Origin of the sequence: Micromonospora sp. C31 (assembly GCF_018070575.1) — a bacterium.
Lineage (GTDB): Bacteria > Actinomycetota > Actinomycetes > Mycobacteriales > Micromonosporaceae > Micromonospora.
In genome coordinates, this window is the sequence record NZ_JAGPXN010000004.1 from 211,580 (window position 1) to 235,730 (window position 24,151).

22 protein-coding genes and 2 pseudogenes are annotated in these 24,151 nt (G+C 74.4%); 15 read left to right on the forward strand and 9 right to left on the reverse strand.

The annotated features are described in order from the left end of the window. The first annotated feature begins 53 nt into the window (after positions 1–53). Positions 54–1,193, forward strand: a complete 1,140-nt coding sequence (locus KBX06_RS08555) for a SigB/SigF/SigG family RNA polymerase sigma factor (protein ID WP_210833698.1) — start codon at positions 54–56, stop codon at positions 1,191–1,193. 104 nt (positions 1,194–1,297) lie between these two features. Here KBX06_RS08555 and ctaD read toward each other — a convergent pair whose 3' ends face one another. The 5 genes from ctaD to KBX06_RS08580 form a co-directional block, all read right to left on the reverse strand. Next, entirely contained in the window at positions 1,298–3,319 is a 2,022-nt protein-coding gene (gene ctaD, locus KBX06_RS08560; RefSeq protein ID WP_210833699.1) for a cytochrome c oxidase subunit I, read from the reverse strand. Between the two features lie 105 nt (positions 3,320–3,424). Then, complete coding sequence (locus tag KBX06_RS08565; protein ID WP_210833700.1) at positions 3,425–4,153, reverse strand: ATP-binding protein; 729 nt, start codon at positions 4,151–4,153, stop codon at positions 3,425–3,427. Positions 4,154–4,259: 106 nt separating this feature from the next. Further along, entirely contained in the window at positions 4,260–4,712 is a 453-nt protein-coding gene (locus KBX06_RS08570) for a DUF4383 domain-containing protein (RefSeq protein ID WP_210833765.1), read from the reverse strand. A 191-nt stretch (positions 4,713–4,903) separates the two neighbouring features. Next, complete coding sequence (locus KBX06_RS08575; protein WP_210833701.1) at positions 4,904–6,061, reverse strand: glycosyltransferase; 1,158 nt, start codon at positions 6,059–6,061, stop codon at positions 4,904–4,906. Positions 6,062–6,134: 73 nt separating this feature from the next. Continuing rightward, positions 6,135–7,133: a glucosyl-3-phosphoglycerate synthase gene (locus tag KBX06_RS08580; RefSeq protein ID WP_210833702.1), complete on the reverse strand. Its 999-nt coding sequence runs from the start codon at positions 7,131–7,133 to the stop codon at positions 6,135–6,137. A gap of 208 nt (positions 7,134–7,341) precedes the next feature. Here KBX06_RS08580 and KBX06_RS08585 point away from each other — a divergent pair, with 208 nt between their 5' ends. The 6 genes from KBX06_RS08585 (at position 7,342) to KBX06_RS08610 (ending at position 15,302) form a co-directional block, all read left to right on the forward strand. Further along, complete coding sequence (locus KBX06_RS08585; RefSeq protein ID WP_210833703.1) at positions 7,342–8,349, forward strand: Gfo/Idh/MocA family protein; 1,008 nt, start codon at positions 7,342–7,344, stop codon at positions 8,347–8,349. Next, on the forward strand, positions 8,342–9,430 hold the full coding sequence (locus KBX06_RS08590; protein WP_210833704.1) for a zinc-binding alcohol dehydrogenase: 1,089 nt from the start codon (positions 8,342–8,344) through the stop codon (positions 9,428–9,430). The genes KBX06_RS08585 and KBX06_RS08590 overlap by 8 nt, the downstream gene beginning before the upstream one ends. A 48-nt stretch (positions 9,431–9,478) precedes the next feature. Then, the gene (locus tag KBX06_RS08595) at positions 9,479–11,293 is read left to right on the forward strand and encodes an ABC transporter ATP-binding protein (RefSeq protein ID WP_210833705.1); all 1,815 of its coding nucleotides are present in this window, start codon (positions 9,479–9,481) and stop codon (positions 11,291–11,293) included. 97 nt (positions 11,294–11,390) lie between these two features. Further along, positions 11,391–13,682: an accessory Sec system translocase SecA2 gene (gene secA2, locus KBX06_RS08600; RefSeq protein ID WP_210833706.1), complete on the forward strand. Its 2,292-nt coding sequence runs from the start codon at positions 11,391–11,393 to the stop codon at positions 13,680–13,682. Positions 13,683–13,864: 182 nt separating this feature from the next. After that, a complete protein-coding gene (locus KBX06_RS08605; protein WP_210833707.1) occupies positions 13,865–14,605 on the forward strand; it encodes a GAF and ANTAR domain-containing protein in 741 nt (246 codons plus the stop codon). Between the two features lie 163 nt (positions 14,606–14,768). Continuing rightward, on the forward strand, positions 14,769–15,302 hold the full coding sequence (locus KBX06_RS08610; protein ID WP_307854516.1) for a DUF2231 domain-containing protein: 534 nt from the start codon (positions 14,769–14,771) through the stop codon (positions 15,300–15,302). Here the strand turns inward: KBX06_RS08610 and KBX06_RS08615 are convergent. Both KBX06_RS08615 and KBX06_RS08620 read right to left on the reverse strand, forming a co-directional pair. Next, positions 15,299–16,261: a DUF3500 domain-containing protein gene (locus tag KBX06_RS08615; protein ID WP_210833708.1), complete on the reverse strand. Its 963-nt coding sequence runs from the start codon at positions 16,259–16,261 to the stop codon at positions 15,299–15,301. The two genes, KBX06_RS08610 and KBX06_RS08615, sit on opposite strands and share 4 nt — an antisense overlap. Positions 16,262–16,515: 254 nt before the next feature. After that, positions 16,516–16,914: an ankyrin repeat domain-containing protein gene (locus tag KBX06_RS08620; RefSeq protein WP_210833709.1), complete on the reverse strand. Its 399-nt coding sequence runs from the start codon at positions 16,912–16,914 to the stop codon at positions 16,516–16,518. Between the two features lie 65 nt (positions 16,915–16,979). Between KBX06_RS08620 and KBX06_RS08625 the strand changes: the two genes are divergently transcribed. The 6 genes and pseudogenes from KBX06_RS08625 to KBX06_RS08650 all read left to right on the forward strand — a co-directional run bounded on the left by KBX06_RS08625 (position 16,980) and on the right by KBX06_RS08650 (position 20,935). Continuing rightward, positions 16,980–17,357 (forward strand): signal peptidase I, encoded by a 378-nt coding sequence (locus tag KBX06_RS08625; protein ID WP_210833710.1) that lies wholly within the window; start codon positions 16,980–16,982, stop codon positions 17,355–17,357. Between the two features lie 254 nt (positions 17,358–17,611). Continuing rightward, positions 17,612–18,214, forward strand: coding sequence for a winged helix-turn-helix domain-containing protein (locus KBX06_RS08630; RefSeq protein WP_210833711.1), 603 nt, complete (start codon positions 17,612–17,614; stop codon positions 18,212–18,214). 45 nt (positions 18,215–18,259) lie between these two features. Continuing rightward, positions 18,260–18,898 (forward strand): uridine kinase, encoded by a 639-nt coding sequence (locus tag KBX06_RS08635; protein ID WP_210833712.1) that lies wholly within the window; start codon positions 18,260–18,262, stop codon positions 18,896–18,898. 159 nt (positions 18,899–19,057) lie between these two features. After that, positions 19,058–19,456 (forward strand): TraR/DksA C4-type zinc finger protein, encoded by a 399-nt coding sequence (locus KBX06_RS08640; protein ID WP_210833713.1) that lies wholly within the window; start codon positions 19,058–19,060, stop codon positions 19,454–19,456. Positions 19,457–19,504: 48 nt separating this feature from the next. Further along, positions 19,505–20,178: pseudogene (locus KBX06_RS08645) on the forward strand (DUF72 domain-containing protein). A gap of 328 nt (positions 20,179–20,506) precedes the next feature. Further along, a complete protein-coding gene (locus KBX06_RS08650; protein WP_210833714.1) occupies positions 20,507–20,935 on the forward strand; it encodes a DUF2267 domain-containing protein in 429 nt (142 codons plus the stop codon). 163 nt (positions 20,936–21,098) lie between these two features. Here KBX06_RS08650 and KBX06_RS08655 read toward each other — a convergent pair whose 3' ends face one another. Beyond that, positions 21,099–21,875 carry a PIG-L deacetylase family protein gene (locus KBX06_RS08655; RefSeq protein WP_247685486.1) on the reverse strand — a complete coding sequence of 259 codons (777 nt, stop codon included), beginning with the start codon at positions 21,873–21,875 and terminating at the stop codon, positions 21,099–21,101. A gap of 259 nt (positions 21,876–22,134) precedes the next feature. Here KBX06_RS08655 and KBX06_RS08660 point away from each other — a divergent pair. Both KBX06_RS08660 and KBX06_RS08665 read left to right on the forward strand, forming a co-directional pair. Then, a pseudogene (locus tag KBX06_RS08660) lies at positions 22,135–22,371 on the forward strand (hypothetical protein); the annotation flags it as partial. Between the two features lie 12 nt (positions 22,372–22,383). Continuing rightward, positions 22,384–23,652 (forward strand): cupin domain-containing protein, encoded by a 1,269-nt coding sequence (locus tag KBX06_RS08665; RefSeq protein WP_210833716.1) that lies wholly within the window; start codon positions 22,384–22,386, stop codon positions 23,650–23,652. Positions 23,653–23,716: 64 nt separating this feature from the next. Here KBX06_RS08665 and KBX06_RS08670 read toward each other — a convergent pair whose 3' ends face one another. Then, a complete protein-coding gene (locus tag KBX06_RS08670; protein WP_210833717.1) occupies positions 23,717–24,070 on the reverse strand; it encodes a YciI family protein in 354 nt (117 codons plus the stop codon). Positions 24,071–24,151 lie beyond the last annotated feature (81 nt).

Sequence of the window (24,151 nt, forward strand, 5' to 3'; positions counted from 1 at the left end):
CGCACGACCGGTTTCCTGAATCCGGGCGGGGGACCTTCCTGAGGGAGGCGCGGATGTTCGGACAGACCACCACGACCACACCACCGCCGACGGAGCGGGGCCTGGAGGACCTCGACGCGGCCGCACTGGCGTACGCGGCCCGCATCGAGGGCCTACCGCCCGAACGACGCCAGGAGGCGCGGGACGACCTGGTCCGCTTCGCGCTGCCGTTCGCGGGGCGGCTGGCCCGCCGCTACCGGGGGCGCGGCGAGCCGCTGGAGGACCTGGAGCAGGTCGCCCGGCTCGGCCTGGTCAACGCCGTCGACCGGTACGACCCGGAGCGGGGTTCGTTCACCGCGTACGCGGCCATCACCATCGTCGGCGAGATCAAGCGCCACTTCCGCGACCGCACCTGGGGCGTGCACGTGCCCCGCCGGCTGCGCGACCTGATCCTGGAGGTGGGGCAGGCGACCTCCGCGCTGACCAGCGAGCTGTCCCGGGCCCCGACGGTCGCCGAGCTGGCGGAACGGTTGGAGACGCCGCAGCAGGAGATCCTCGCGGCGCTGGAGTCCGCCGCCGGCTACAGCCCGGCCTCGCTGAACGCCCCCGTCGGCGGCGAGAGCTCGGCCGAGTTCGGCGACCTGGTCGGCGAGTCCGACAACGCGCTGGAGTCCGTCGACGACCGGGTGACGGTCAGCGGGCTGCTGCACCGGCTGCCCTGGCGGGAGCGGCGCATCCTGGCCATGCGCTTCTACGGCAACCAGACCCAGGCGGAGATCGCCGCCCGATTCGGCATCTCCCAGATGCACGTCTCCCGGCTGCTGTCGCGGGCGTTGACCTGGCTGCGCCAGGCGATGCTCGCCGACGCCCCGCCACCGTGGCAGAGCGGGGCCGCCGAGTCGGAACCGGCGAAGACCAGGATCTCGGTGCGGCACAACGGCGACCGGGTGGTCGTGGAGGTCGGCGGTGAGGTCGACCGCGACGGCGCGGACCAGCTGCGCCGGGCGATGCTGGCGGCGGTGACCGGGCAGCCCGCCGAGGTGGTGGTCGACCTGGACGGCGCGGGCGGCTTCGACGCCGGCGGCATCGCCGCGCTGATGGCCGGCCGCGAGGCCGCCGTGCGCACGGGGGTGCCGCTGCGGCTGACCCGGGTCCAGCCGGCCGTGCGCCGCTCACTCACCGCGGCGGGACTCGCGGCGGCCCGGGAGGGCTGACCGCACGCCCGTGGGCCGGCGCCGCTCGGGTGCCGGCCCACGGGCGTACGCGCGACAGGGGCCGGCACCGCCTGTGCGGTGCCGGCCCCGGCGGTGCCCGCCGGTCACCGAGGTCGATCGTCACCGCCGTCGCTGTGCGGGTGCCGCCAGCGACCCGGGCTGCGCCGGCCACTGCGGTCGGAGTCCAGCGGGTTCGGGTTCTCACTCTCCTCGCCCGGGGCGTCGCTGTCCTCGAAGCTGGGGCGGCGTACGTCCTCCGGCTCCGGGACGTCGACGGGCCGGGCGCCGGACTGCGGCGCGGGCTGGTACGCGACGGCGTCGCGGGCGCCCCGCGCGCCCCCGGCGGCCGGTGACTCCGGCGGGTGCTTCTCGCGGTGCAGCTCTTCGCGGAAGTCCTGCGGGGGCTTGGTGGTGCGCTGCGGCAGGTCCCGGCCGAGGTCGGCGACGAGGGGGCCGTACTTGGCGTCGAAGGCGGGCCGCTCGGAGCGGATGCGGGGCATCCGGTCGAAGTTGCGCAGGGGCGGCGGGCAGGTGGTGGCCCACTCCAGCGAGTTGCCGAAGCCCCAGGGGTCGTCGACGTTCACCAACGCCCCGTACCGCCAGGACTTCCAGGCGTTCCAGATGAAGAACAGCGTGGACGCGCCGAGCACGAAGGAGAAGATGCTGGAGATCGTGTTCAGCGTGGTGAACCCGTCGGTGGGCAGGTAGTCGGCGTACCGGCGGGGCATGCCCTCGCTGCCCAGCCAGTGGTGCACCAGGAAGGTGCCGTGGAAGCCGATGAACATGGTCCAGAAGTGGGCCTTGCCGAGTCGCTCGTCCAGCAGCCGCCCGGTCATCTTCGGCCACCAGAAGTAGAAGCCGCCGAAGAGCGCGAAGACCACCGTGCCGAACACGACGTAGTGGAAGTGCGCCACCACGAAGTAGGTGTCGTGGGTGTGCCAGTCGGCTGGCGGGCTGGCCAGCAGCACTCCGGTGAGGCCGCCGAGCAGGAACGTCACCAGGAAGCCGATCGCGAAGAGCATCGGCGTCTCGAAGGTGAGCTGTCCCTTCCACATGGTGCCGATCCAGTTGAAGAACTTCACCCCGGTGGGCACCGCGATCAGGTAGCTCAGGATGCTGAAGAACGGCAGCAGCACCTGGCCGGTGGCGAACATGTGGTGCGCCCACACGGTCATCGACAGCACGGTGATCGCGATGGTGGCCAGCACCAGCCCCGTGTAGCCGAAGATCGGCTTACGGGAGAAGACCGGGATGATCTCCGTGATGATGCCGAAGAACGGCAGCGCGATGATGTACACCTCGGGGTGGCCGAAGAACCAGAACAGGTGCTGGTAGAGCATCGGCCCGGCGGTCGACGGGTCGTAGACGTGGGCGTTGAGCAGCCGGTCCGCCGCGAGCGCCATCAGGGCCGCGGCGAGCAGCGGGAACACCAGGACCACCAGCAGGCTGGTGAAGAGCATGTTCCAGGTGAAGATCGGCATCCGGAACATGGTCATGCCGGGCGCGCGCAGGGTGAGGATCGTCGTGATCAGGTTGACCGCCCCGAGGATCGTGCCCAGCCCCGAGACCACCAGTCCGATAACCCACATGTTGGCACCGGCGCCGGGGGAGTGCTCCGGGCTGCTCAGCGGCGAGTACGCCGTCCAGCCGAAGTCGGCGGAGCCGCCCGGGGTGAGGAAGCCGCCGATCACCATCAGCCCGCCGAACAGGTAGAGCCAGTACGCGAGGGCGTTGAGCCGGGGGAACGACACGTCCGGGGCGCCGATCTGGATCGGCACGATGTAGTTGGCGAAGCCGAACGCGGCCGGGGTGGCGAAGAGCAGCAGCATGACCGCGCCGTGCGAGGTGAAGAGTTGGTTGTACTGCTCGGAGGAGAGGATCTGCATGCCGGGCCGGGCCAGTTCGGCCCGCATCAGCATCGCCTGGATCCCGGCCACCAGGAAGAAGCTGAACGAGGTCAGCAGGTAGAGCAGCCCGATCTGCTTGTGGTCGGTGGTGGCCAGGAACCGGGTCAGCTTTCCGCCGGGGAGCGGCTTGCGCAACGGCCCGGGATAGCCGCCGAAGCGGGCTGGCGCCAAGATCGCCGGTCCCCGGTCGCGTGGTTCCCTGGTTACCCGCTTGGGCATGTGACCCTCACCCCGCCAGACGACAGATAGGACGGCGCGGCTAGCCGCCCCGCACCCCATGAAACCAGGCGACAGCGGTCTTTCAGGCGAGAGTGGTAAATCCGGTCAATTGGCGGGCAGGATGGCCCAGACGACCTTTCCGTCGCCGGCCGGCGCGCTGCCCCACCCCTGGGCCAGCTCGCGCACCAGCATCAGCCCCCGGCCGCCCTCGGCCCGCGCGTCGGGACAGCCGGCCCGCACCAGGTTGCGGTCGCCGTCGGACACCGCCACGTGCAGGTACGGCCGGCGCAACGTCAGCGTCACCCGCATCGGCGTACCGGCGTGCCGGACCACGTTGCCGACCAGTTCGCTGAGCACCAGCGACGCCGGACCGACGGACTCCGGCAGGTTCCACCGCCCGCAGGCGTCGGTGACCAGTTCCCGCGCCCGCCGGCAGGCCTCCGCAACCGGTTCGAGCCGGGCCCGCAGTCGGGGCGCCGCCGCCGCGTTCGCCGCCCGGGTCGCCTCGTCGCAGTCGCGGCGTACCGGCACCACCCGGCAGGCGGTCGACTGCGCCAGCCACACCGCCGTCTCGGGCGGCGGGGCACACAGCACGACGGGCACCCCCGGCCAGCCGGCCGCCCGGCGGGCGATGGCGGCGAAGACCGAGAGGGCGAGCGGGTCACGGACGGTGACGTCGGTGAGGTCGACCACGAGCGCGTCGGGCTGGCTGGCCAGGCAGCCGTCCAGCACGTTGTGCACCGTGCGCATGGTGCCGAGGTCGAGGCCGCCACGAAGGCGTACGACGGTCACCGGTGACCGGTCGCGCACCTCGCAGGTGATCCGCCGCGGCATGGGCGCCCTCGTTTCGCGTCGTCGTCGGGGATCTCCGGACTACCCGGACGCGGGCAGGGCGAAACCGGGCCGGTCGGGGCGGCGAGCCCCGGCCGGTCGCACTGCGTCACCGACCGGCCCGGCCCCGGGTGGTCAGGACGCCGAGCGCGATCATGCCCAGGCCGAGGAACAGGTGCAGCCAGTTGTCGGCGTCGTTGACCGGGATGAAGTTGGCCCCGCTGTCGTGGTCGATCACCAGACCGTAGAGCAGGAGCACCAGGTAGATCGCGCCGCCGCCGATCAGGTAGGCCCGCGCCCCCGCGACGGTGCGGGCCAGCACCAGCCCCGCCACCCCGAAGAGCAGGTGGACGAAGTTGTGCAGCACCGAGACCTGGAACAGGCCGAGCAGCCTGGCGTCGGAGTCGTGCCCGGCGAAGCGCAGGTCGCCGAAGTCGCTGGTGATGCCCGGCACGAAGCCGAGCACGCCGACCAGGAGGAACACCACCGCCACGGCGGTGGCGGCCCGCCGGACGGGAGCCTTGCCGTCGGCCGGGTCGTGCCGGGCGCGGGAGCGCGCCATGGGACCGGTCACCGCCGTCTCCTCACCGTGTGGGAACGCTGGGCGCAGCGCGCCTTCCCGCTGCTCCCACCGGCAAACCCGCGGCCGGGGTCGCCCGGTCGCCGTACCGGGGCCGGCACGCCACGAGGCCGGCCCGAAACCGGGGCCGGCCCACCGTCACGGCGGGCCGGCCCCGGGACGCGGACCCGTGGTCAGGCCGGCAGCAGACGTCCGGCGGCGGCGAGCCGGCGGACCCGCTCGTAGAGGCCGACGTACTTCTCGGCCATCGCCGCGGGGGTGAAGCGGACGGCGGCCTCGCGCCGGCACTCGTCCGCATCCAGCAGGCCGGCGGCCAGCAGCAGGTCGCCCAGCTCCTCCTCGTCGGTGGTGAGCAGGCCGGTGCGGCCGTGCTCGATCAGCTCGGGCAGGCAGCCCCGGGCGGTGGCGACCACGGGCGTGCCCAGGGCCAGCGACTCGACCACCGCCGTGCCGCCCGGCTCCTCCCAGCGCAGCGGGAACAGCGAGGCCCGGGCGCCGGCCAGCAGGTCGTCGCGTTCCTGCCCGGCCACGGTGCCCACCCAGCGGACCAGGTCGCCGTCGACGTGCGGCGCCACCTCGTCGTAGAAGAACCGGACGTCCGGGTTCTGCCGGGCCCCGTCCCCGGCGGCGGCCAGGTCCTCCGGCCGGTGGTACGGGCCGACCGGCCCGGCGAGCACCAGCGGCACCCCCACCCGCCGGGCGAGGCGCGCGCCCACGTCCTGACCCTTGCCGGGGTTGATCCGGCCCAGGATGATCAGATAGTCGCCCTTCTCCGCCCGGGGCCGACGGTCCGCGTCGACGGCGAGCGGGGTGGACAGGTGCACGTGGCCCACCGAGTGCTCCTGCAAGGCCCGGGGCGCGCGGGCCAGCTGCGAGGCGGAGACCCCGTTGACCCGCACCCGGTCGCCGCCGTCGAGGTTGCCGTAGAGCGCCGGGTGTTTGGCCAGGTCCCAGTGCAGTGTGTGCAGGGCCGGCGGGGCGTCCGGGCCCATCGCGGCGAGCGTGGCCAGACCGACCGCCTCCACGTGGTCGTGCACCAGGTCGATGTCGTCGCGCGAGTGCAGCGCGCGCACCACGCCGTTGAGGTGTGCCTGTGAGATGCCGCAGACCTGGTTGTACGGCCGTTGCAGGGCGTGGAACTGCCCGTCGGGGAAGACGGAGAACTTCTCGTCGACCGGGAGCGTGCTGCTGTCGACCGAGGCGAGCACCACCCGTACGCCGAGGCGGCGCAGCTCGGGTACCAGCGTCGCGATGACGTTCTCGATGCCGCCGTAGCCGGGCGGCGGCACGGACAGCCACGGACCGGCGTTCATCAGGACGGTGAGGCTCATACGGGGTTCCTTCCCTCGGCGGGGCCCTGGGCCGTCCGCACCCGGTCGTTCGGGGTCGCGACAGGTCGCGTGCTCACGCCGCGGCGACCCGTCGGCGGGGGATCCGGTGCCGCAGCTCCGCCAGGGGCGGTCGCTCCTCCACCGAGACGTCGCTGACGACGATCTCCCGGTCCAGGTTCGGCAGGGCGTCGGAGCCGCCGCGCCGGAACTGGGTCAGCAGGGCGGCGGGCGTCGCGCCCGGCACCGCCCAGCCGCGTCGCTGCAACCGTGACCAGGCGGTCAGCATGATCTGGGCCGACATCCGGCCCAGCGCGGCCGTGTCCTGGTGGCGGTGCTTGCGTTCGCCCAGGTCCACCTGGGCCAGCGCGTCCAACCCGACCAGCTCGAGCAGGTCGATGAGCATCGCCGTCTCGACCCCGTAGCCGGAGACGAACGGCACCCGCTCCAGCACCTCCCGGCGGCCGGCGTACTCACCGGCGAGGGGCTGCACGAAGCCCGCCAGCTCGGGCCAGAACAGGTTCAGCATCGGCCGGGCCATCAGCTCCGTCACCCGCCCGCCGCCGTCGGCCTCCACGCTGGACGCCCCGACCAACGGGCGGTGGTAGAAGCCCTTCACGAAGTCCACCGACGGATCGGTCAGCAGCGGACCGATCAGCCCGGTCACGAAGTGCGGACGGAACTCGCGCAGGTCGGCGTCGACGAATGCCACCACGTCGCCCTCGGCCGCCGCCAGCCCCGCCCACAGCGCGTCCCCCTTGCCGGTGAGCCGAGGAAGACCCCGGGTCATCGCGTCCTGGCTGACCACCTCCGCGCCGGCGGCACGCGCCACCGCGGCGGTGCGGTCGGTGGACCGGGAGTCCACCACGATCAGCTCGTCGACCAGGGCCACCCGCTCCATCAGGTGCTCCCGGATCGTCGAAACGATCGCGCCGACCGTCGCCTCCTCGTCACGGGCCGGCAGGACCACGCTGACCCTGCTGTCCCCCTTGGCGCGCATCAGGCGCCGTGCCGGCCAGTCACCAGCCGACGTGGTGCGGTAGGTGGCCCAGGCCTCCACCACCGGTGACACCATCGTTTCCGTATTCCGCACAGGCACCCCCAGATCGTGGCGGAAAAACCTTCACTGTTTTTCCCACTACCGCGCTCGCGCTAACCGCAGCATGCCTAACAGCTTGATCACGTCGGTGACGTGGCCGGGTTCCGCCCTGGTGAACGTTTGGTTGCGGGCACCCGGGGGGAGTTGCAGTCACCGAACGCGAAACTGTGGCGAAGGGGCTTTCATGCGCACGTGCCGGGTGGGACTGGTAGGGGCCGGCGGGGTGGCGCAACGCCATGCCCGGGTGTTGGGCGGCTTCGCGGACGTGGAACTGCTCGGGGTGACCGACGTGCTGCCGCAGGCGGCGGCGGAGCTGGCGCACGCGCACGGCACCCGCGCCTTCGACGACGTCGACGAGCTGCTGGCCGCCGGCCCGGACGCGGTCTACGTCTGCGTGCCGCCGTTCGCCCACGGGCCGGCCGAGGAGGCGGTCGTCGCGGCCGGGGTGCCGATGTTCGTGGAGAAGCCGGTCGCCGTCGACCTGGCCACCGCCGAGCGGATCGCCGACCTGGTGGCCCGGCGGGGGCTGCTCACCGGCGTCGGGCACCACTGGCGCTACCTGCCGGTGGTGCGGCAGGCCCGGGAACTGCTCGCCGAACGTCCGGTGCGGATGGTCGCCGGCGCGTGGTGGGACAAGGTACCCCCGGTGGCCTGGTGGTCGCGGCGGGACCGCTCCGGCGGCCCGGTGGTCGAGCAGGCCGCGCACGTGCTGGACCTCATCCGGTGCCTGGTCGGCGAGGCCACCGAGGTCACCGCGTACGGCGACGGAGCCCCGCCGCCGGTCGACGGGGCCGACATCGACTCGGTGACCACCGCGACGCTGCGCTTCGCCAACGGCGCGGTCGGCACGCTCACCGCCGCCTGCGTGCTCGGCTGGAAGCACCGCGCCGGGCTGGAGATCCTCGCCGACGGGCTGGCCCTGTCGCTGGGCGAGGACGGGCTCGTCGTGCGCGACGCCGACGGGGAACGCCGCTTCGACGCCGACCCGGAGGCCGCCCGGGTGGCCGTGGACCGGGCCTTCGTCGACGCCGTCCGGGGCGTCGGCGACGACGTGCGCGTCCCGTACGCCGAGGCCCTCGGCACCCAGCGCCTCGCCCTCGCGGTCGCCGACTCCGCCCGCACCGGCCGGCCCGTACGCCTGGACACGCCCGCCGCCGCGCCGCTGGCCACGGGGGTGACCGTCGATGCGTGACCGCGTGGTGGTGGTCGGCGGCCCGGGACAGGTCGAGCTCATCGAGCAGGACGCCGCCGAGGTGACCGACGGCACGTTCCGGGTCGAGACGCTGTTCAGCGGCGTGTCCGCCGGCACCGAACTCAGCTACGTCAAGGGCACCAACCCCTACCTCAACGTCACCTGGAACGCCGACCTCGGGCTCTTCCAACCGGGCGCGGCCAGCACCCCGTACCCGGTGACCCGGCTGGGCTACATGCAGGTCGGCCGGGTGGTGGAGAGCCGTACCCCGGCCGTCGCCGTGGGCACCGTCGGCGCGATGACGTACGGCCACCGCACCGGCTGGGTCGCCGACCCGGTCGCCGAGCGGTTCGTGCCGCTGCCCGCGGATCTCGATCCGCTGCTCGGCGTCTACGTCGCGCACATGGGGCCGATCTGCGCCAACGGGGTGCTGCACGCCGCCGCCGACCTGCACGGCGCCGACGTGCGGTCCCTCGGCGACGGGGTGCGGGGCCGCCGGGTCGCGGTCGTCGGCAGCGGGGTCGTGGCCCTGCTCACCGCCCTGTTCGCCAAGCGGCACGGGGCCGCCTCGGTGGTGGTGCTCGACCCGACCCCGCAGCGGCGGACCGTCGCCGAGGCGCTGGGCCTCGAGACCCTCGACCCCGAGGGCGACGACCCGGCGGTGGTGCTCAAGACCCGCTGGGCGCACGGCCCCGGCGACCGGGGCGCCGACGTGGTGTTCCAGTGCCGGGGGCAGGCGTGGGCGTTGCAGCTCGCGTTGCGCCTGCTGCGTCCCCAGGGCACCGTGGTCGACCTGGCCTTCTACCAGGCCGGCGCGGACGCGGTCCGGTTCGGCGAGGAGTTCCACCACAACGGACTGTCACTGCGGTGCGCGCAGATCGGCCGGGTGCCGCGCGGGCTCGCCCCCACCTGGGACCGCGAGCGCCTCTCCGCCGAGACGATCGACCTGCTGCGCGCGTACGGGGACGTCATCCGCAAGCACCTGGTGTCGGCGGTGGTGCCGTTCGAGGAGGCGCCGACCCTGCTGACCGATCTCGCCGAGCGGCGCCGCCAGGAACTTCAGGTGGTGCTGACCGGCTGAGCCCCGCTCCGCCCCGGGCGGGTGGTACGGGCGGCTACCGTTCCAGCCATGACCGCTGACGCTGCCGTCCTGACCGCCGACGACTCCGCCCCGGCCGCCGTCGACGGTTCCGGCGGGAGCGGGGACGACCGTCGGGTCGGCCTCGCCGCCCTGCTGCCGTACCTGCGCGCCCACCGCGGCACCCTGGCCGTGGTGGGCGCGCTGTCGCTGGCCGGTGCGGCGGCGTCGCTGGCCCAGCCGCTGCTCACCCGCTCGGTGCTGGACGGGCTCTCCGCCAGCCGGGGCGTGGCCGGGCTGGTCGCGACGCTGGTCGCCCTGGTGCTGGCGGGCGCGGCGCTCGGCGGGGTGCGGGACTACCTGCTGCAACGCACCGCCGAGGGGGTGGTGCTGGGCACCCGCCGGCGGCTGGCCGGGCACCTGCTGCGGCTGCCGATCGCCGAGTACGACCGCCGCCGCACCGGCGACCTGCTCTCGCGCGTCGGCTCGGACACCACCCTGCTGCGCGCCGTGGTCACCTCCGGCCTGTTCGAGGTGGTCACCGGCGCGGTGATGGTGCTCGGCGCGGCGGGCGCGATGGTCCTGCTCGATCCGGTGCTGTTCGGGGTGACCCTGCTCGGGGTGGCCGGTGGCATCGCCATCGCGGTCGCCTTCGCCCGCCGCGTGCGGGGCCTGGCCCGTGCCGCCCAGGAACGCATCGGCGAGATGACCTCCGCGGTGGAGCGGGCCATCTCCGCCGCCCGGACGATCCGCGCGGCCCGGGCGGAGCGGCGCGAGGCCGACTCGATCGGCGTCAGCGCCACCCAGGCGTACGCGGCGGGGCTGCGAGTGGCCCGGGTGCAGGCGTTCGTCGGCCCCGCCAGCAGCGTCACCATCCAGGGGGCGTTCCTGCTGGTCCTCGGGGTGGGCGGGGCGCGGGTGGCGGCGGGCGCGATCACCGTCGGCGACCTGGTCGCCTTCATCATGTTCCTGTTCTTCCTGGTCCTTCCGCTCGGGCAGGCGGTGCACGCCTACACCCAGTTGCAGACCGGCCTCGGCGCGCTCCAGCGCATCGAGGAGGTGCTCGCCGTGCCGGCGGAGGGAGCGGCCGACCGGCCGGCGGGCACCCCGGTCCGGGCGCTGCCGGGCGGGGCCCCGGCGTCCGTCGAGTTCGACCGGGTGGGCTTCGGCTACCCCGGCGGCCCGCCGGTGCTGCGCGAGGTGAGCTTCACCGTGCCGGCCGGCACCCGGACCGCCCTGGTCGGCCCGTCGGGTGCCGGGAAGTCCACGCTGCTGGCGCTGGTCGAGCGCTTCTACGAGGTCACCGAGGGCGCGTTGCGCCTCGACGGCGTCGACGTGCGGGACCTGCCCCGCGACGCGCTGCGCGCCCGGATCGGCTACGTGGAACAGTCCGCGCCGGTGCTGGCCGGCACGCTGCGCGAGAACCTCCTGATCAGCGCGCCGGACGTCACCGAGGCCCGGCTGCGCGCGGTGCTCGGCGAGGTCAACCTCGGCCACCTCGCCGAGCGCGCCCCCGACGGGCTGGACGTGCAGGTGGGCGAGGGCGGGGTGCTGCTCTCCGGCGGCGAGCGGCAGCGGCTGGCGATCGCCCGCGCCCTGCTGGCCGAGCCACCGGTGCTGCTGCTCGACGAGCCGACCAGCAACCTCGACGCCCGCAACGAGGCCGCGCTGCGCCGGGCCATCGACGCGGTGGCTGCCCGACGCACCCTGCTGATCGTGGCGCACCGCCTCTCCACCGTCGTCGACGCCGACCAGATCGTGGTGCTCGACGGCGGCCGGGTGGCGGCCACGGGCACCCACGACGAACTCACCGGAACGAGCCCGCTCTACCGTGAGCTGGCCACCCACCAGCTCCTGGTGAGCTGAGCGGCCCACGCGCGCGACCAGCCCGGCGCCGACACCCGCGCGGCGGCGCGCCGGGCGGGCCGCCAACGTCGGCTGCGGTCGCGTACCGTTGCCGCTCATGGGTGTGTCGCAACGCTTGAAGAGCAGGTTCCGCCGGTTCCTCCAGCGCCCGGGGACGACGGTCGACCTGGGACCGTTGGAGAAGCTGCTGCCAGCCGCCGAGGCGCGCGAAGAGGAGCTGTCGGCGCTCGACGACGCCGAGCTGACCGAGGCCGCCGGCAAGGCCACGGGCTACGAGGAGATCTGCGCGATCGGCCGCGAGGCCGCCCGCCGCGGCCTCGACCAGCGGCCGTACGACGTGCAGCTGCTGGGCGCGATGGCGCTGCTCTCCGGCAAGGTCGCCGAGATGGCCACCGGTGAGGGCAAGACGCTCACCGCGGCCATCGCCGCCTACGGGCACGTCCGGCTGGGCAACGGCCCGGTGCACGTGCTCACCGTCAACGACTACCTGGCCCGGCGCGACGCCCTCTGGATGGAGCCGGTCTACACCCTGCTCGGCCTGACCGTCGGCTGGGTCAACGAGGCCTCCACCCCGCAGGAGCGGCGCGACGCGTACGCCTGCGACGTCACCTACGTCTCGGTCAGCGAGGCCGGCTTCGACTACCTGCGCGACCAGCTCGTCACCGACGTGGAGGACCGGGTGCAGCCGCCGCTGCGCACCGCCATCGTCGACGAGGCCGACTCGATCCTCATCGACGAGGCCCGGGTGCCGATGGTCCTCGCCGGCGCGGTCGCCGGCGAGCAGGACCCGGTGCACGCCGCCGCGGCGCAGGTGCGGGGCCTGCGCAAGGGCAAGCACTACACGGTGGCCGAGGACGGCCGCAGCGTCGCCTTCACCGCCGCCGGCCTGGCCGCCGTCGAGGCCAGGCTCGGCATCGACCTGTACGACGAGGAGCACGTCGCGCAGCTCTCCGCGGTGAACGTGGCCCTGCACGCGCACGCCCTGCTGCACCGCGACGTCGACTACATCGTCCGCGACGGCTCCGTCGAGTTGATCGACGAGATGCGCGGCCGGGTCGCCCAGCGCCGCCGCTGGCCGGACGGGCTCCAGGCGGCCGTGGAGGCCAAGGAGGGCCTCGACGCCACCGCCGAGGGCGAGGTGCTCGGCACGATCGCCGTGCAGGCCTACATCGCGCTCTACCCCAAGGTGTGCGGCATGACGGCGACCGCGGTGCTGGTCGGCGACCAGCTGCGGGAGTTCTTCGGCCTCGAGGTGGCGGTGATCCCGCCGAACACCCCGTGCGTGCGCGAGGACGAGCCGGACCGCATCTACGCCACCCGGGCGGAGAAGGAGGAGGCGCTGGTCGACGAGATCAGGCGCAACCACGAGCGCGGCCGGCCGGTGCTGGTCGGCACCCTGGACGTGAAGGAGTCCGAGGGGCTGGCCGCGGGCCTGAACGCCGCCGGGGTGCCCTGCGTGGTGCTCAACGCGAAGAACGACGACGAGGAGGCGGCGATCATCGCCGAGGCCGGCGCGTACGGCGCGGTGACCGTCTCCACCCAGATGGCCGGCCGGGGCGTCGACATCCGGCTCGGCGGCAGCGACCAGGCCGACCGGGACCGGGTCGCCGAGCTGGGCGGGCTCTACCTGATCGGCAGCGGCCGGCACGACAGCCGGCGCGTCGACGACCAGCTGCGCGGCCGGGCCGGTCGGCAGGGCGACCCGGGTGGGTCGGTCTTCTTCGTCAGCCTGGAGGACGACCTGGTCGTCCGGCACGCCGGCGACGCCGTCCCGGCCTCGCCCCGGATGAACGCCGACGGTCTGGTCACCGACGACCAGGTCGAGTACGCCGTCGAGCACGCCCAGCGGGTCGCCGAGGGCGTCAACCACGAGATCCACCGCAACACCTGGCGCTACAGCGTCGTCGTCGAGCAGCAGCGCAAGGCCCTCGCGGAGCGCCGGGAACGGCTGCTGACCAGCGACGTGGCGGCGCTGATGCTGCTGGACCGGGTGCCCGACAAGGCCGGCGAGATGGACGAGGACCTGCTGGCCCGCGCCGCCCGGTGGATCGCCCTCTACCACCTCGACCGGCTCTGGGCGGAGCACCTCGCGGAGCTCTCCGAGGTGCGCGAGGGCGTGCACCTGCGCGCCCTGGGTCGGCTCGACCCGCTCGACGAGTTCCACCGGGCGGCGGTGCCGGCGTTCAACAACCTGGTTCCGGAGATCGAGAGGCGCACCATCGAGACCTTCGAGGAGACGGAGTTCGGCGACGACTGGGAGCCGGACGAGGCCAAGCTGGTGCGGCCGAGCGCGACCTGGACGTACCTCGTGCACGACAACCCGTTCGGCTCGGAGCTGGACCGGTTGATCGCCTCGGTGGGGCGGCGGCTCAGCTCCGCGTCGCGCTGACGCTCCGGTGGCCCCTTCCTGCCCCGTCGGCCGGGAAGGGGCCTCCTTTGCGCCGTTTCGATCCCGGTTTGCGAGGGTAGTAGGCCGGGTCCGAGGAGTCGGGGGAGACAGACGATGAGACAGGTGACGGCGCCGGTCGGGCGTGCGGCAGCACGCGCCGGGACGGTGGGGGCAGTGGAGCGGTGAACCTGGAGATGCGGGACCCGGCGGTGGAGCGGCTCGGCGTCCTGGAGACCGCCGCCCTGCTGCGCGAGCTGACCGCCGCGCTGATCGCGGTGGACGACTTCGACGAGGCGCTGACCGCGCTGGTGCGTACCGCCCGCGACGCCGTGGCCGGCGTGAGCTGGTGCGGCTTCACCGCGCTGCGCGCCGGCGAACCGGCCGGCGTGGCGGCCTCCGACGCCCGCCTGGCCGGCCTGGACGATCTGCGGCACGGCCCCGACTCGCCGGCGATGGACGCCATCCGGCGGCGGGAGATGATCCTCTCCGACCAACTGGACCGCGAGGAGCGTTGGCCGGCCTGGACGTCGCGGGCACGGGAGCTGGGCGTGTACGGGGTGATGTCCGCGCCCGTCGACGTCGACGAGCAGGCGATCGGGTCGATCAACCTCTACGCCGGTGCCGCCGACCTGCTGACCCCGGGGCACCAACTCACCGCGATGCTGCTCGCCGAGCACGCCGGGCTGCTCCTGGCGGCGGTCCGCGACCGGGCGCGCAAGGCCGCCCAGGCGGGTGAGCTGGACCCCTCGGTGCTCGGCGACGGGGTGGTCGGGCAGGCGATCGGCGTGATCATGACCCAGCGCGGCTGCCCGGCCCAGGAGGCGCTCGACGTGCTGCGCAGCGCGGCGTCGTCGCTGGACATCCCGCTACGCGACGTCGCCGACCGGCTGGTCGCCACCGTGTCGCGGCCCCGGGACAACTGAACGCTCCGGCCGTCGCCGTCCCTGCACCCGCCGCCTCCGCCGGTGCGACCGGGGTCAGCGTGACCGCTGGGGTCACGTCGGCCCGCTGGGACCACCGGCACCACCGGGCCCCCGGGCCGCGTGTCGTTTCGGCGTACCGGCGCCCGGGTAGCACCCTGGACTGGTGACGCGTGTGCCGACCTGGGGAGGAACCATGCAGAGCCGGCTGCGGGTGCATGGGCACCCGATCCAACCGATGCTGGTGACGTTCCCGTTCGGGCTCTTCGTGTGCGCGACCCTGTTCGACCTGACCGACGTGCTCGGTGGGCCGGCCTTCCTCGGCGAGGTGGGCTACTGGACGTCCGTGGCGGCCCTGGTCGCCGCCGCGCTGGCCACCGTGGCCGGCATGATCGACCTGTGGGACGTGCCGGTCGACCGCACCCGGCGTACGGCGATCACCTTCAACCTGGTGAACGTGGCGATGGCAGCGCTGTTCCTGATCTCCTGCCTCGTCCGCGCGGACGCGCCGCAGCGGGGCGCCTCCGTCGTGCTGCTCTTCGTCGAGCTGGTGGCCTTGGGCGTCGGCGCGGTCGGCGTCTCGCTGGGCGCCCGCCTGGTACGCCGCTTCGACGCCGGCCGCCGGTCCGAGGCCACCACCTTCGACGCCCTGGCCGACGTCTCCGACGCCACTGTCGACCTGGCCCACCGCCGCCCCTAACCGTCCCGGGTGGGGTGCGACTCGGCGTGGTGGGCGGCCAGGACGTCCGCGCCGAAGTCGCTGGCCGGGCGGCGCAGGACGGTGTGCGCGTGGTTGCCGTCGTCGGTGGTGTTGTCGTACTCGATCAGCAGGTCGTCGCCCTGCACCCGGTAGTAGTGGCGCCGGCCGGGCACGGTGGGGCCGGCCCAGGCGAAGTGCAGCTGCCCCGAGTCCAGCCGGCGTGCCTCCCGGATCGCCAGCTCGGGCGGGAGCCGGTCCAGGTAGAGCGCCACGAGCTGGTCCAGCAGGGCCCGGCCGGTGGGTCCGAGCCGGTCGGCGGGCACCCCGAGCGGCTCCAGCGGCCCGTCCACCCGGGGGCGGGTGGCGCTGATGATGTCCCCGGGCGCCTCGTCGGCGACGATCGCCGCCGCCCGGCCGGCCGGGCCCATCGCGTCGAGCAGGGCGCGGGCCAGGTCCTCCTCCACGCCCAGCGGGCGGGAGACGGGGCGGCCGGCGTACCGGACGGTGGCCGGGTTGGCGCCGAGGAAGATCGGCGCGGGGGAGACCTGGTCGGCCACCACGGTCATGCTCACGGAGAGGTGGTGTCCCTCCAGGCGCCACGCCCAGGCGTCGTCGCGGGCCGGGTCGCCGAAGACGGCCACCCAGTAGTCGCCGCTGTGCCGGCCCCGGCGCCATCCCTCCGCCCGGTCGAGCACCTCCTCCAGCGCGACGATCGCCATCGCCTGGGCGTACGCCGGTGGGCTCAGCGCGGTGGCCAGCAGCCGGTGCGCGGCCTTGCGCCCGGCGCGGTCGAGGTCGGCCAGGCAGACCCCGGGGCGGGGCCGCGGCCGGTACTCGAGCCAGCGGCGGGCCGGCTCGTCGTCGAAGCGGTGGGTGGCCTGGGCGCGGGTGGGCTCGTCCAGCGCGGCCAGCAGCGCCGTGGCGGCGGTGCGCATCTGTTCGGGCAGCGGATCCTCCACCGACCCTGTATACCGTTCGCGGGCCGGGCACGCCGGGTGTCCCTACCGTTTCGCCCCCGGCGCCGGTAGCCGTCGGCGCCGAGCCGGGCGCAGGGGCCGGCCGTCCATGCTGGAGCGTCAGCGTGCGGTCGGTGTCGGGCCCCTGGTGCAGCGGCGGCCGGCGCGGCGCCGCACGTCGCTGTCGGCCGGCTCCGCGGCGGTCGGCTCCGCGGCGGTCGGCTCCGCGGCGGCCGGCTCCGCGGCGGCCGCCGCGATCAGCCGGTCGGTGCGGTCAGCAGCGTGAGCATCTCGGTCAGGTCGAAGAACTGGGCCGTCTGCACCGCCGACGGACTGCCGTGGTGCGGGTCGGCCCCGGCGGCGAGCAGCGTCCGGACAGCCTCGCTGCTGCTGCGGAAGGTGGCGGCGGCCAGCGCCGTCTGACCCCGGTCGTTGGTCCGGGAGTGGTCGGCGCCGCGGGCGAGCAGCGCGGCGACGGTCTCGGGGTGGGCGTGGTAAGCGGCCAGGACCAGCAGGGTGTCGCCCTTGTCGTTGGTCAGGTCGACCGGCAGCCCGGCGTCGACGTAGTCGGCCAGTTCGACGGTGGCGCCGTCGCGCGCCAGGTCGAACATCCGGTGCGCGAACGCCAGCGTCTCGGCGTCGAGTTCCTCACTCACCGGTCCAGGTTAGTCGGACGCCGGCCTGGTACGTTGCTCGGCCGGTGTGCTGGGGGGAGGGCCCGATGGACGACAGGGTGTACGTGGGCAACGCGGGCGTCGACGGGGCGACCAACGCGGGCTGGCTGCTCGGCCACTTCATGCCGTCGGGCGACCCCCGGCACAGTGCCGACGTCGAGGTGAAGTGGGGCGTGCATCCGGCGGGGGAGGCGCGCTCGCGATGGGCCACGGGCGAACGCCGGACGGCCCTGCTGGTGCTGGTCAGCGGCCGGTTCCGGGTCGAGTTGCCGGACCGGACGGTGGTGCTGGGCGAGCCCGGCGACTACGTGCTGTGGGGGCGGGGCGTGGACCACTCCTGGTACGCCGAGCGCGAGTCGGTGGTGCTGACCGTGCGCTGGCCGTCGGTGCCCGGCTACCGGGTGGCGCCGCCGGTCCGGCGCTGACCGCACCCGCCCGCCCCGGCGGCACCCCGCCGAGCACCGTGAACCGGGCGGGCACCCCCCTATCGGGTCAACTCGACGGCTCTGCTGTAATCATCAGGCTTCGTACGCAGAGCGAGCATCCGGCTCCGATGCGTTCGTCAATTGTCACATTCATGCAACGCAGCCGCCCCTTGACCCTCGCCCGGGCGCCGGGAAGCATCGATGGAGCGGCGTCCCGGGCCGTGGGGAGATCCCCGGATCAGCCAAGGAGGACCATGTCGGTCAGCCCCGCCTCGTCGCGCGCCGGATGGCATACGTCCCAGCCTGCTGTTCCCGGTCGCCCCCCGGGCGGCCAGCGTCGTCCCGCCAACACCGCCGCGCCGATGCTCACGGTGACCCTGAACATCCCGTTGGCATCCGAGGAGTCGCTGACCCCGCCCGCCCGGCGGCTGCTCGAGGCCGCCCGGGAGATGCTGGAACGCGGTGAGGGCACCATCGTCACGGCCACCGCCGAGCGCCGCCCCGACCCGGTGCCCGCCGGCCGCGCGCCGTCGCGCGCCGTCGCCGCCACCATCCCCACCCTGCACATCCTCGCGTCGTCCCGGTCGGTGCTTCGTGACGGCGAGCCGTTGCCGCTGACCCGGTTGGAGTTCGACCTGCTGCTGCACCTCGTCGCCCACCCCCGTCGGGTGTTCACCCGGTTGCAGCTGCTCAACACGGTCTGGGGCTACGAGCACGCCGGCGTGCGCACCGTCGACGTGCACGTCCGCCGGCTGCGCGGGAAGGTCGGCGTCGACGTCCCGCTGGTCACCACCGTCTACGGCGTCGGCTACCGGCTCGCCGACGACGCCCGCGTGACCATCGACCGCAACGGCTGACCGCCGCCCGCCGCGTCCGCCGCCCCGCCGGGGCACCATGGTCGGATGCGCATCCGACCCATCTCCCCGCAGCGGCTCGTCGCCGAGCTGACCGAGCGCCTCGCCGGCACCGACGCCCCCGGCCGGCTGCGGGTGGCCGTCGACGGCGCCCCGGCGGCCGGCCCGGACGAGCTCGCCGCCGCGCTGGTCGACCCGCTGCGCGCGCTCGGCCGGCCGACGCTGCACGTACGGGCCGCCGACTTCCTCCGCCCCGCCTCGGTGCGCCTCGAGTACGGCCGCACCAACCCCGACGCGTTCTACCAGGGCTGGGTCGACGAGCCGGGGCTGCGCCGGGAGGTGCTCGACCCGGCCGGGCCCGACGGCTCCGGGCGGGTGCTGCCCTCACTGTGGGACGCCACCGCCGACCGGGCCAGCCGCGCCGCGTACGTCGACCTTCCGCCCGGGGGCGTCGTGCTGGTCAGCGGGGCGCTGCTGCTCGGTGCGGGCCTGCCCTTCGACGTCATGGTCCACCTGGCGCTCTCCCCGGCGGCGCTGGCCCGGCGCACCGATCCCGCGCTGCAGTGGACCCTGCCCGCCTTCGCCCGGTACGCCGACGAGGTCGCCCCGGCCTCGTTCGCCGACGTCGTGGTGCGCGCCGACGATCCCCGGCACCCGGCGCTGGTGGAGTCCCCGGTGTCGCCGTGACGCCGGGAGGCGGCGAAAAACCGTCGGTTTGAGCGCCGGTGGGGCGGGGTATTCGCCCGGCTCACAGAGCGCGGGTGATCCGCCCGCGCGCAGACCACCACGGCGCTGGGGCGCGTACCGGTGCCCCGGCGGATTTCCAGGCCAGAAAGGCAGGCAGCGATGCTCGTCCACGACACGGTCGGTACGGGCCGATCCCAGGCGGAGATCGACCAGATCCGGCGCTCCCTGCAGGCCCGCTACGACGAGCTGTCCGCGGAGTACGAGCAGGCGGTGCTGCAGAGCCAGGTGCTGCGGCTGGTGGAGGTCGGCGACACCGCCGGCGACGATCAGGCCGACAGCGGCACCAAGACGGCCGAGCGGGACACCGCGCAGTCCCTGCTGCGGACCATCCTCGACCGCCGTGCCCAGTACGAGCACGCCCTCACCCGGCTGAAGGAGGGCACCTACGGCTTCTGCGAGGGCTGCACCTCGGCCATCCCCGTCGAGCGGCTGGAGATCTTCCCCTCCGCCACCACCTGTGTGCAGTGCAAGCAGAACCGGGAGCGTCGGGCGGCCTGACCCCCGCGAAGGGTCGCCGGTCGGTCCGGGACGCGGTGAGGTCGAGCCATGGGTGAGATCAGGGTGGGCACCGCCTCCTGGACCGACCGGACCCTGCTGGACTCCGGCTGGTACCCGCAGACGGCCGACAGTCCCGAGAAGCGGCTGGCGTACTACGCCCGGCAGTTCCCGCTGGTCGAAGTGGACGCCACCTACTACTCGCCGCCCGCCGAGCGGACGGCGAGGCTGTGGGCCGAACGCACCCCGCCCGGCTTCACCTTCAACGTCAAGGCGTTCAGCCTGCTCACCGGGCACCCGACCCGGCCCGGTGCGCTCTGGCGAAGCGGTGCGCCCCGCTGCGGCCGGTCTACGAGTTCCGGCACACCTCCTGGTTCGACGGCGACAACGCCGACGAGACCCTCGCCTTCCTGCGCGAGCACCGGCTGGCGTACGTCTGCGTGGACATGCCGCGGGGGCACCGCTCGTCGGTGCCCCCGGTGCTGGCCGCCACCGCGGACCTCGCGGTGGTCCGCTTCCACGGGCACAGCGACAGGTGGACCAGCCGCGACATCCACGAGAAGGTCGGCTACCGCTACTCCGACCGGGAGCTGCGCGACTGGGCACCGAGGCTGCGCGAGCTGGCCGACTCCGCGGTGCAGACCCACGTGCTGATGAACAACTGCTACCGCGACTACGCGCAGACCAACGCCGCGACGCTCGCCGGGCTGCTCGACGCCGCCTGATCCGGGCGGCGGCGGGCACCGGCCCGGTGCCCGACGGTTCATCCCGTCCGGGTGAGGGCCGCTCACCCGGCGCCGCGCAGCATGGACGGTGCGTGCGGTCGACGGTGGCCGTGGCAGGCGACTCCACGGAGGTGGCTGGAGATGACGGTTCGGGTGGTGCCGGGTCGACGGTCCGGCGCCGTGCTGCACGTCGTCGGCTCGTCCGCCGACGTCCGGTCGGCGCCGCGCCCCGCCCGGGTCGGCCCGACCCGGCAGCCGCGCGGCCCGGTGGGGCCGCCGCGACGTGAAGACGACCGACGGTGGGAGACCGACGTACGGGGGTGGACAGATGGCTGAGCAGCTGCATTCCGCGTTCGAGTCCTCGATGGACAAGACCAACGTGATCCTCAAGGACATCGAGCAGGCCTACGGCTGGCCCAAGGAGCAACGCAACCAGTCCTACTGCGCGCTGCGCACGGTGCTGCACCTGCTGCGCGACCGGATGCCGGTGCAGGAGAGCGTGGAGTTCGCCGCGCAACTGCCGGTGCTGGTGCGCGGGATCTACTTCGACGGCTGGCAGCCGTCGAACGTGCCGATCAAGCTCAACCGGGACGACTTCCTGCTGGAGGTCCGGCAGGGCTTCCCGTACGACGCGGAGGGCGGCCCGGAGCGGGTGGTGCAGGTGGTGCTGGACACCCTGCGCCGGCACGTGACCCAGGGCGAGTGGGACGACGTGAAGGCCACGATGCCCCGGGACCTGGCGAAGATCATTCCCTGACCCGGCGCTCGTCCCGCGACGGCCCGCTCCACCCGCGGTGGGGCGGGCCGGACGCCGTTCGGGCCGGCACCGGGCTCCCGGGCCGGCACCGGGCTCCCGGGCCGGCACCGGGCTCCCGGGCCGGCACCGGTAGCGCCGGCCCGTGCGGAAGTCCCCGCCGTCGTCACCAGAGGTCGAAGCGGAAGACCTCGAAGGCGGTGCCGTGGCGGACGCCGAGCCGGGCGCCGGCGGGCCGGCTCAGCCCGTCGAGGAACTCCTCGGCGTCGAAGCTGCCGTCGCCCAGCCCGGCCAGGTACGCGTCGTGCGCCCGCAGCGAGGCCACGCCCCGCTCGAAGGTGTCGGTGACGTCGACCCCGTGCGCGGCCAGGGGCGAGGAGGCGGCCCAGACCTGGCGCACCCCGTTCCACGGCTCGACCCCGTCGACGAGCTGCTCCGGGAACACCCACCGGTTGCCGGCGTCGCGCACGGCGTCCAGCACCGCCCGGCCGGTGGCGATGTGGTCGGCCTGGTTGAGCGTGTACGCGCCGTCCCAGGTGTCGCGGAAGTTGTTGGTGAGCACGATCTCGGGGCGGTGCCGGCGGACCACCCCGGCCAGGGCGCGGCGCAGCGGCACGCCGTACTCGAGGACGCCGTCGGCGAGGCCGAGGAACTCCACGGTCTGCACGCCGACGAGGGCGGCGGACTCGCGTTGCTCCCGCTCCCGGACCTGCCTGGCCCGCGGCGGCGCCATCGCGTCGATGCCGGCCTCGCCGCTGGTGACGAGGCAGTAGCCGACCTGCTTGCCCTGGCCCGTCCAGCGGGCGACCGCGGCGGCGGCGCCGAACTCCAGGTCGTCGGGGTGTGCCACGATCGCCAGCGCGCGCTGCCACTGCTCGGTCACCGGTTCCAGCGGGCGCGGCCCGGTCGCCTCGGTCATCGTCACCTCCTGGTCGAGGACCATCCTGTCACCGTCGGCGCTGTCGCGCGGCGCGACGTCCGGCCCTGGGTGCCGACGGCGACGGCTCCGGACACCCGCCGGCGAGCCCCGGTCGGAGGTGGCCGGCGTGCCTGACGACGGCCCGGACCGGGCGCGGCGAACCACCGGTGTGAACCGGAACGGGCGTCTACGGTGTGGTTAGAGAAGATCGCGCGTGGGGTACCACCCGCTGCACGACGGACCCCGGCGTAACGGCGGGGCGGCACATCCCTAGGGAGCACCGATGGCACTCAACGACGACGACATGCAGACCACCAGCGGCGGCGGCCTCGAGGGCCCGGCCGACGGTGGTGCGACCCCGGGCCACCAGGACGGTGGCGCCGACGGTGGCGCGGAGGGCCCGGCCGACGGTGGCGCGACCCCGGGCCACCAGGACGGTGGCGCCGACGGTGGCGCGGAGGGCCCGGCCGACGGTGGCGCGACGCCGGGCCATCACGACGGTGGCGCCGACGGCAGCGCCTGACGGATCGCCATGACCGACATCGACCCGCCGGGCGGCGACCGCCGCCCGGCGGTTCCGTCCGAGGCCGCCGCCGCGCTCGCCCGCTGCGTGTCGGTCGAACCGGCGAAGTTCGCCGCCGCGCACTGGGGACGTACGCCGCTGCTCTCGCGCGCCGACGAGCTGCCCAACCGGGTCGGCTTCACCGACCTGCTCAGCCCCGCCGACGCCGACGAGCTGCTCAGCCGCCGCGGCCTGCGTACGCCCTTCCTGCGCATCGCCAAGGACGGCCAGCTCGTGCCGGCGGCCCGCTTCACCGGCGGTGGCGGCGCCGGCGCCGAGATCGGCGACCAGGTCCTCGACGAGCGGGTGCTGGAGCTGTACGCCGGCGGCGCCACCCTCGTCCTGCAGGGCCTGCACCGCACCTGGCCGGCCCTGGTCGACTTCACCCGCGAACTCGGCGCCGCCGTCGGGCAGCCGTTGCAGGTCAACGCCTACCTGACCCCCGCCGGCAGCCAGGGCTTCGCCACCCACTACGACACCCACGACGTCTTCGTCCTCCAGGTCGACGGCCGCAAGCACTGGCGGATCCACCCGCCGGTGCTGCCCGACCCGCTGGAGAAGCAGCCGTGGGGCGGCCGGGCCGACGAGGTCGCCGCCATCGCCGACGGGCCCGCCGCGCTGGACGTGGTGCTCGCCCCCGGCGACGCGCTCTACCTGCCGCGCGGCTGGCTGCACAGCGCGCAGGCCCAGGAGTCCAGCTCGCTGCACCTGACCGTCGGCGTGCGGGCGCTGACCCGTTACGCCATGGTGGAGGAACTGCTCGCCCTCGCCGCCGAGGACCAGCGGCTGCGCGCCACGCTGCCGTTCGGCACCGACGTCGCCGATCCGGACGCGATCGAGCCGGAGCTGACCGAGACGGTGGAGGCGCTGCGGGACTGGCTGCTGCGGGCCGACCCGTCGGCGGTGGCCGCCCGGCTACGGCAGCGGGCCTGGCCGGCCGCGCGGCCCGCGCCCATCCGGCCCCTGGCCCAGGCCGCCGCGCTGGCGGCGCTGGACGCCGACACCCGGCTCGCCCCGCGACCCGGCCTGCGCTGGCGGCTCACCCCGCGTGGCGGCCGGGTCGCGTTGGTGCTGTTCGACCGGACGATCACCCTGCCCGCGTCGTGCGCGCCGGCCCTGCGTGCCCTGCTCGACGGGGAATCCGTCCGGGTCGGCGACCTGCCGGGTCTCGACGACGACGCCGACCGGTTCACCCTGGCCCGCCGCCTCCTGCGCGAGGCGGTGCTGGTCCCCGCCTGAGCGGCACCGCCGGACGCGGGCCGGGTCACCTCCGGCCCGGCCCGGTGTGCCGCACGGGGCCGGCTCAGGCGGGACCGACCGCCGCGACCGGACGGACCTCGATCGGCAGGGTGGTCGCCCGGGACAGCTTCTCGGCCCAGCCCAACGCCGCGTCGAGATCCGACACGGCGATCACGGTGAAACCGCCGATGTGCTCCTTGCCCTCGGCGAACGGGCCGTCGGTCAGCAACGTCTCGTCGTCGCGGGCCCGGACCACCCGGGCGGCGTGCGTCAGTTCCAGCCTGGCACCGAAGACCCAGACACCGCGGCGGCGCATCTCCTCGTCGACGGCTGCGACGTCCCGCATGATCGGCTCGAGGAACTCCGGCGGCGGGGTGTCCCCGTCGGGTTGGATCACGTTGAGCACGAAGTTCCGCATCGTACGCTCCCTGTCGTCGGGCGGGGCCGGCGTCGTCCGGCCTCCTCCATCTACACGAACGGCGGACCGGCGGATCGACGA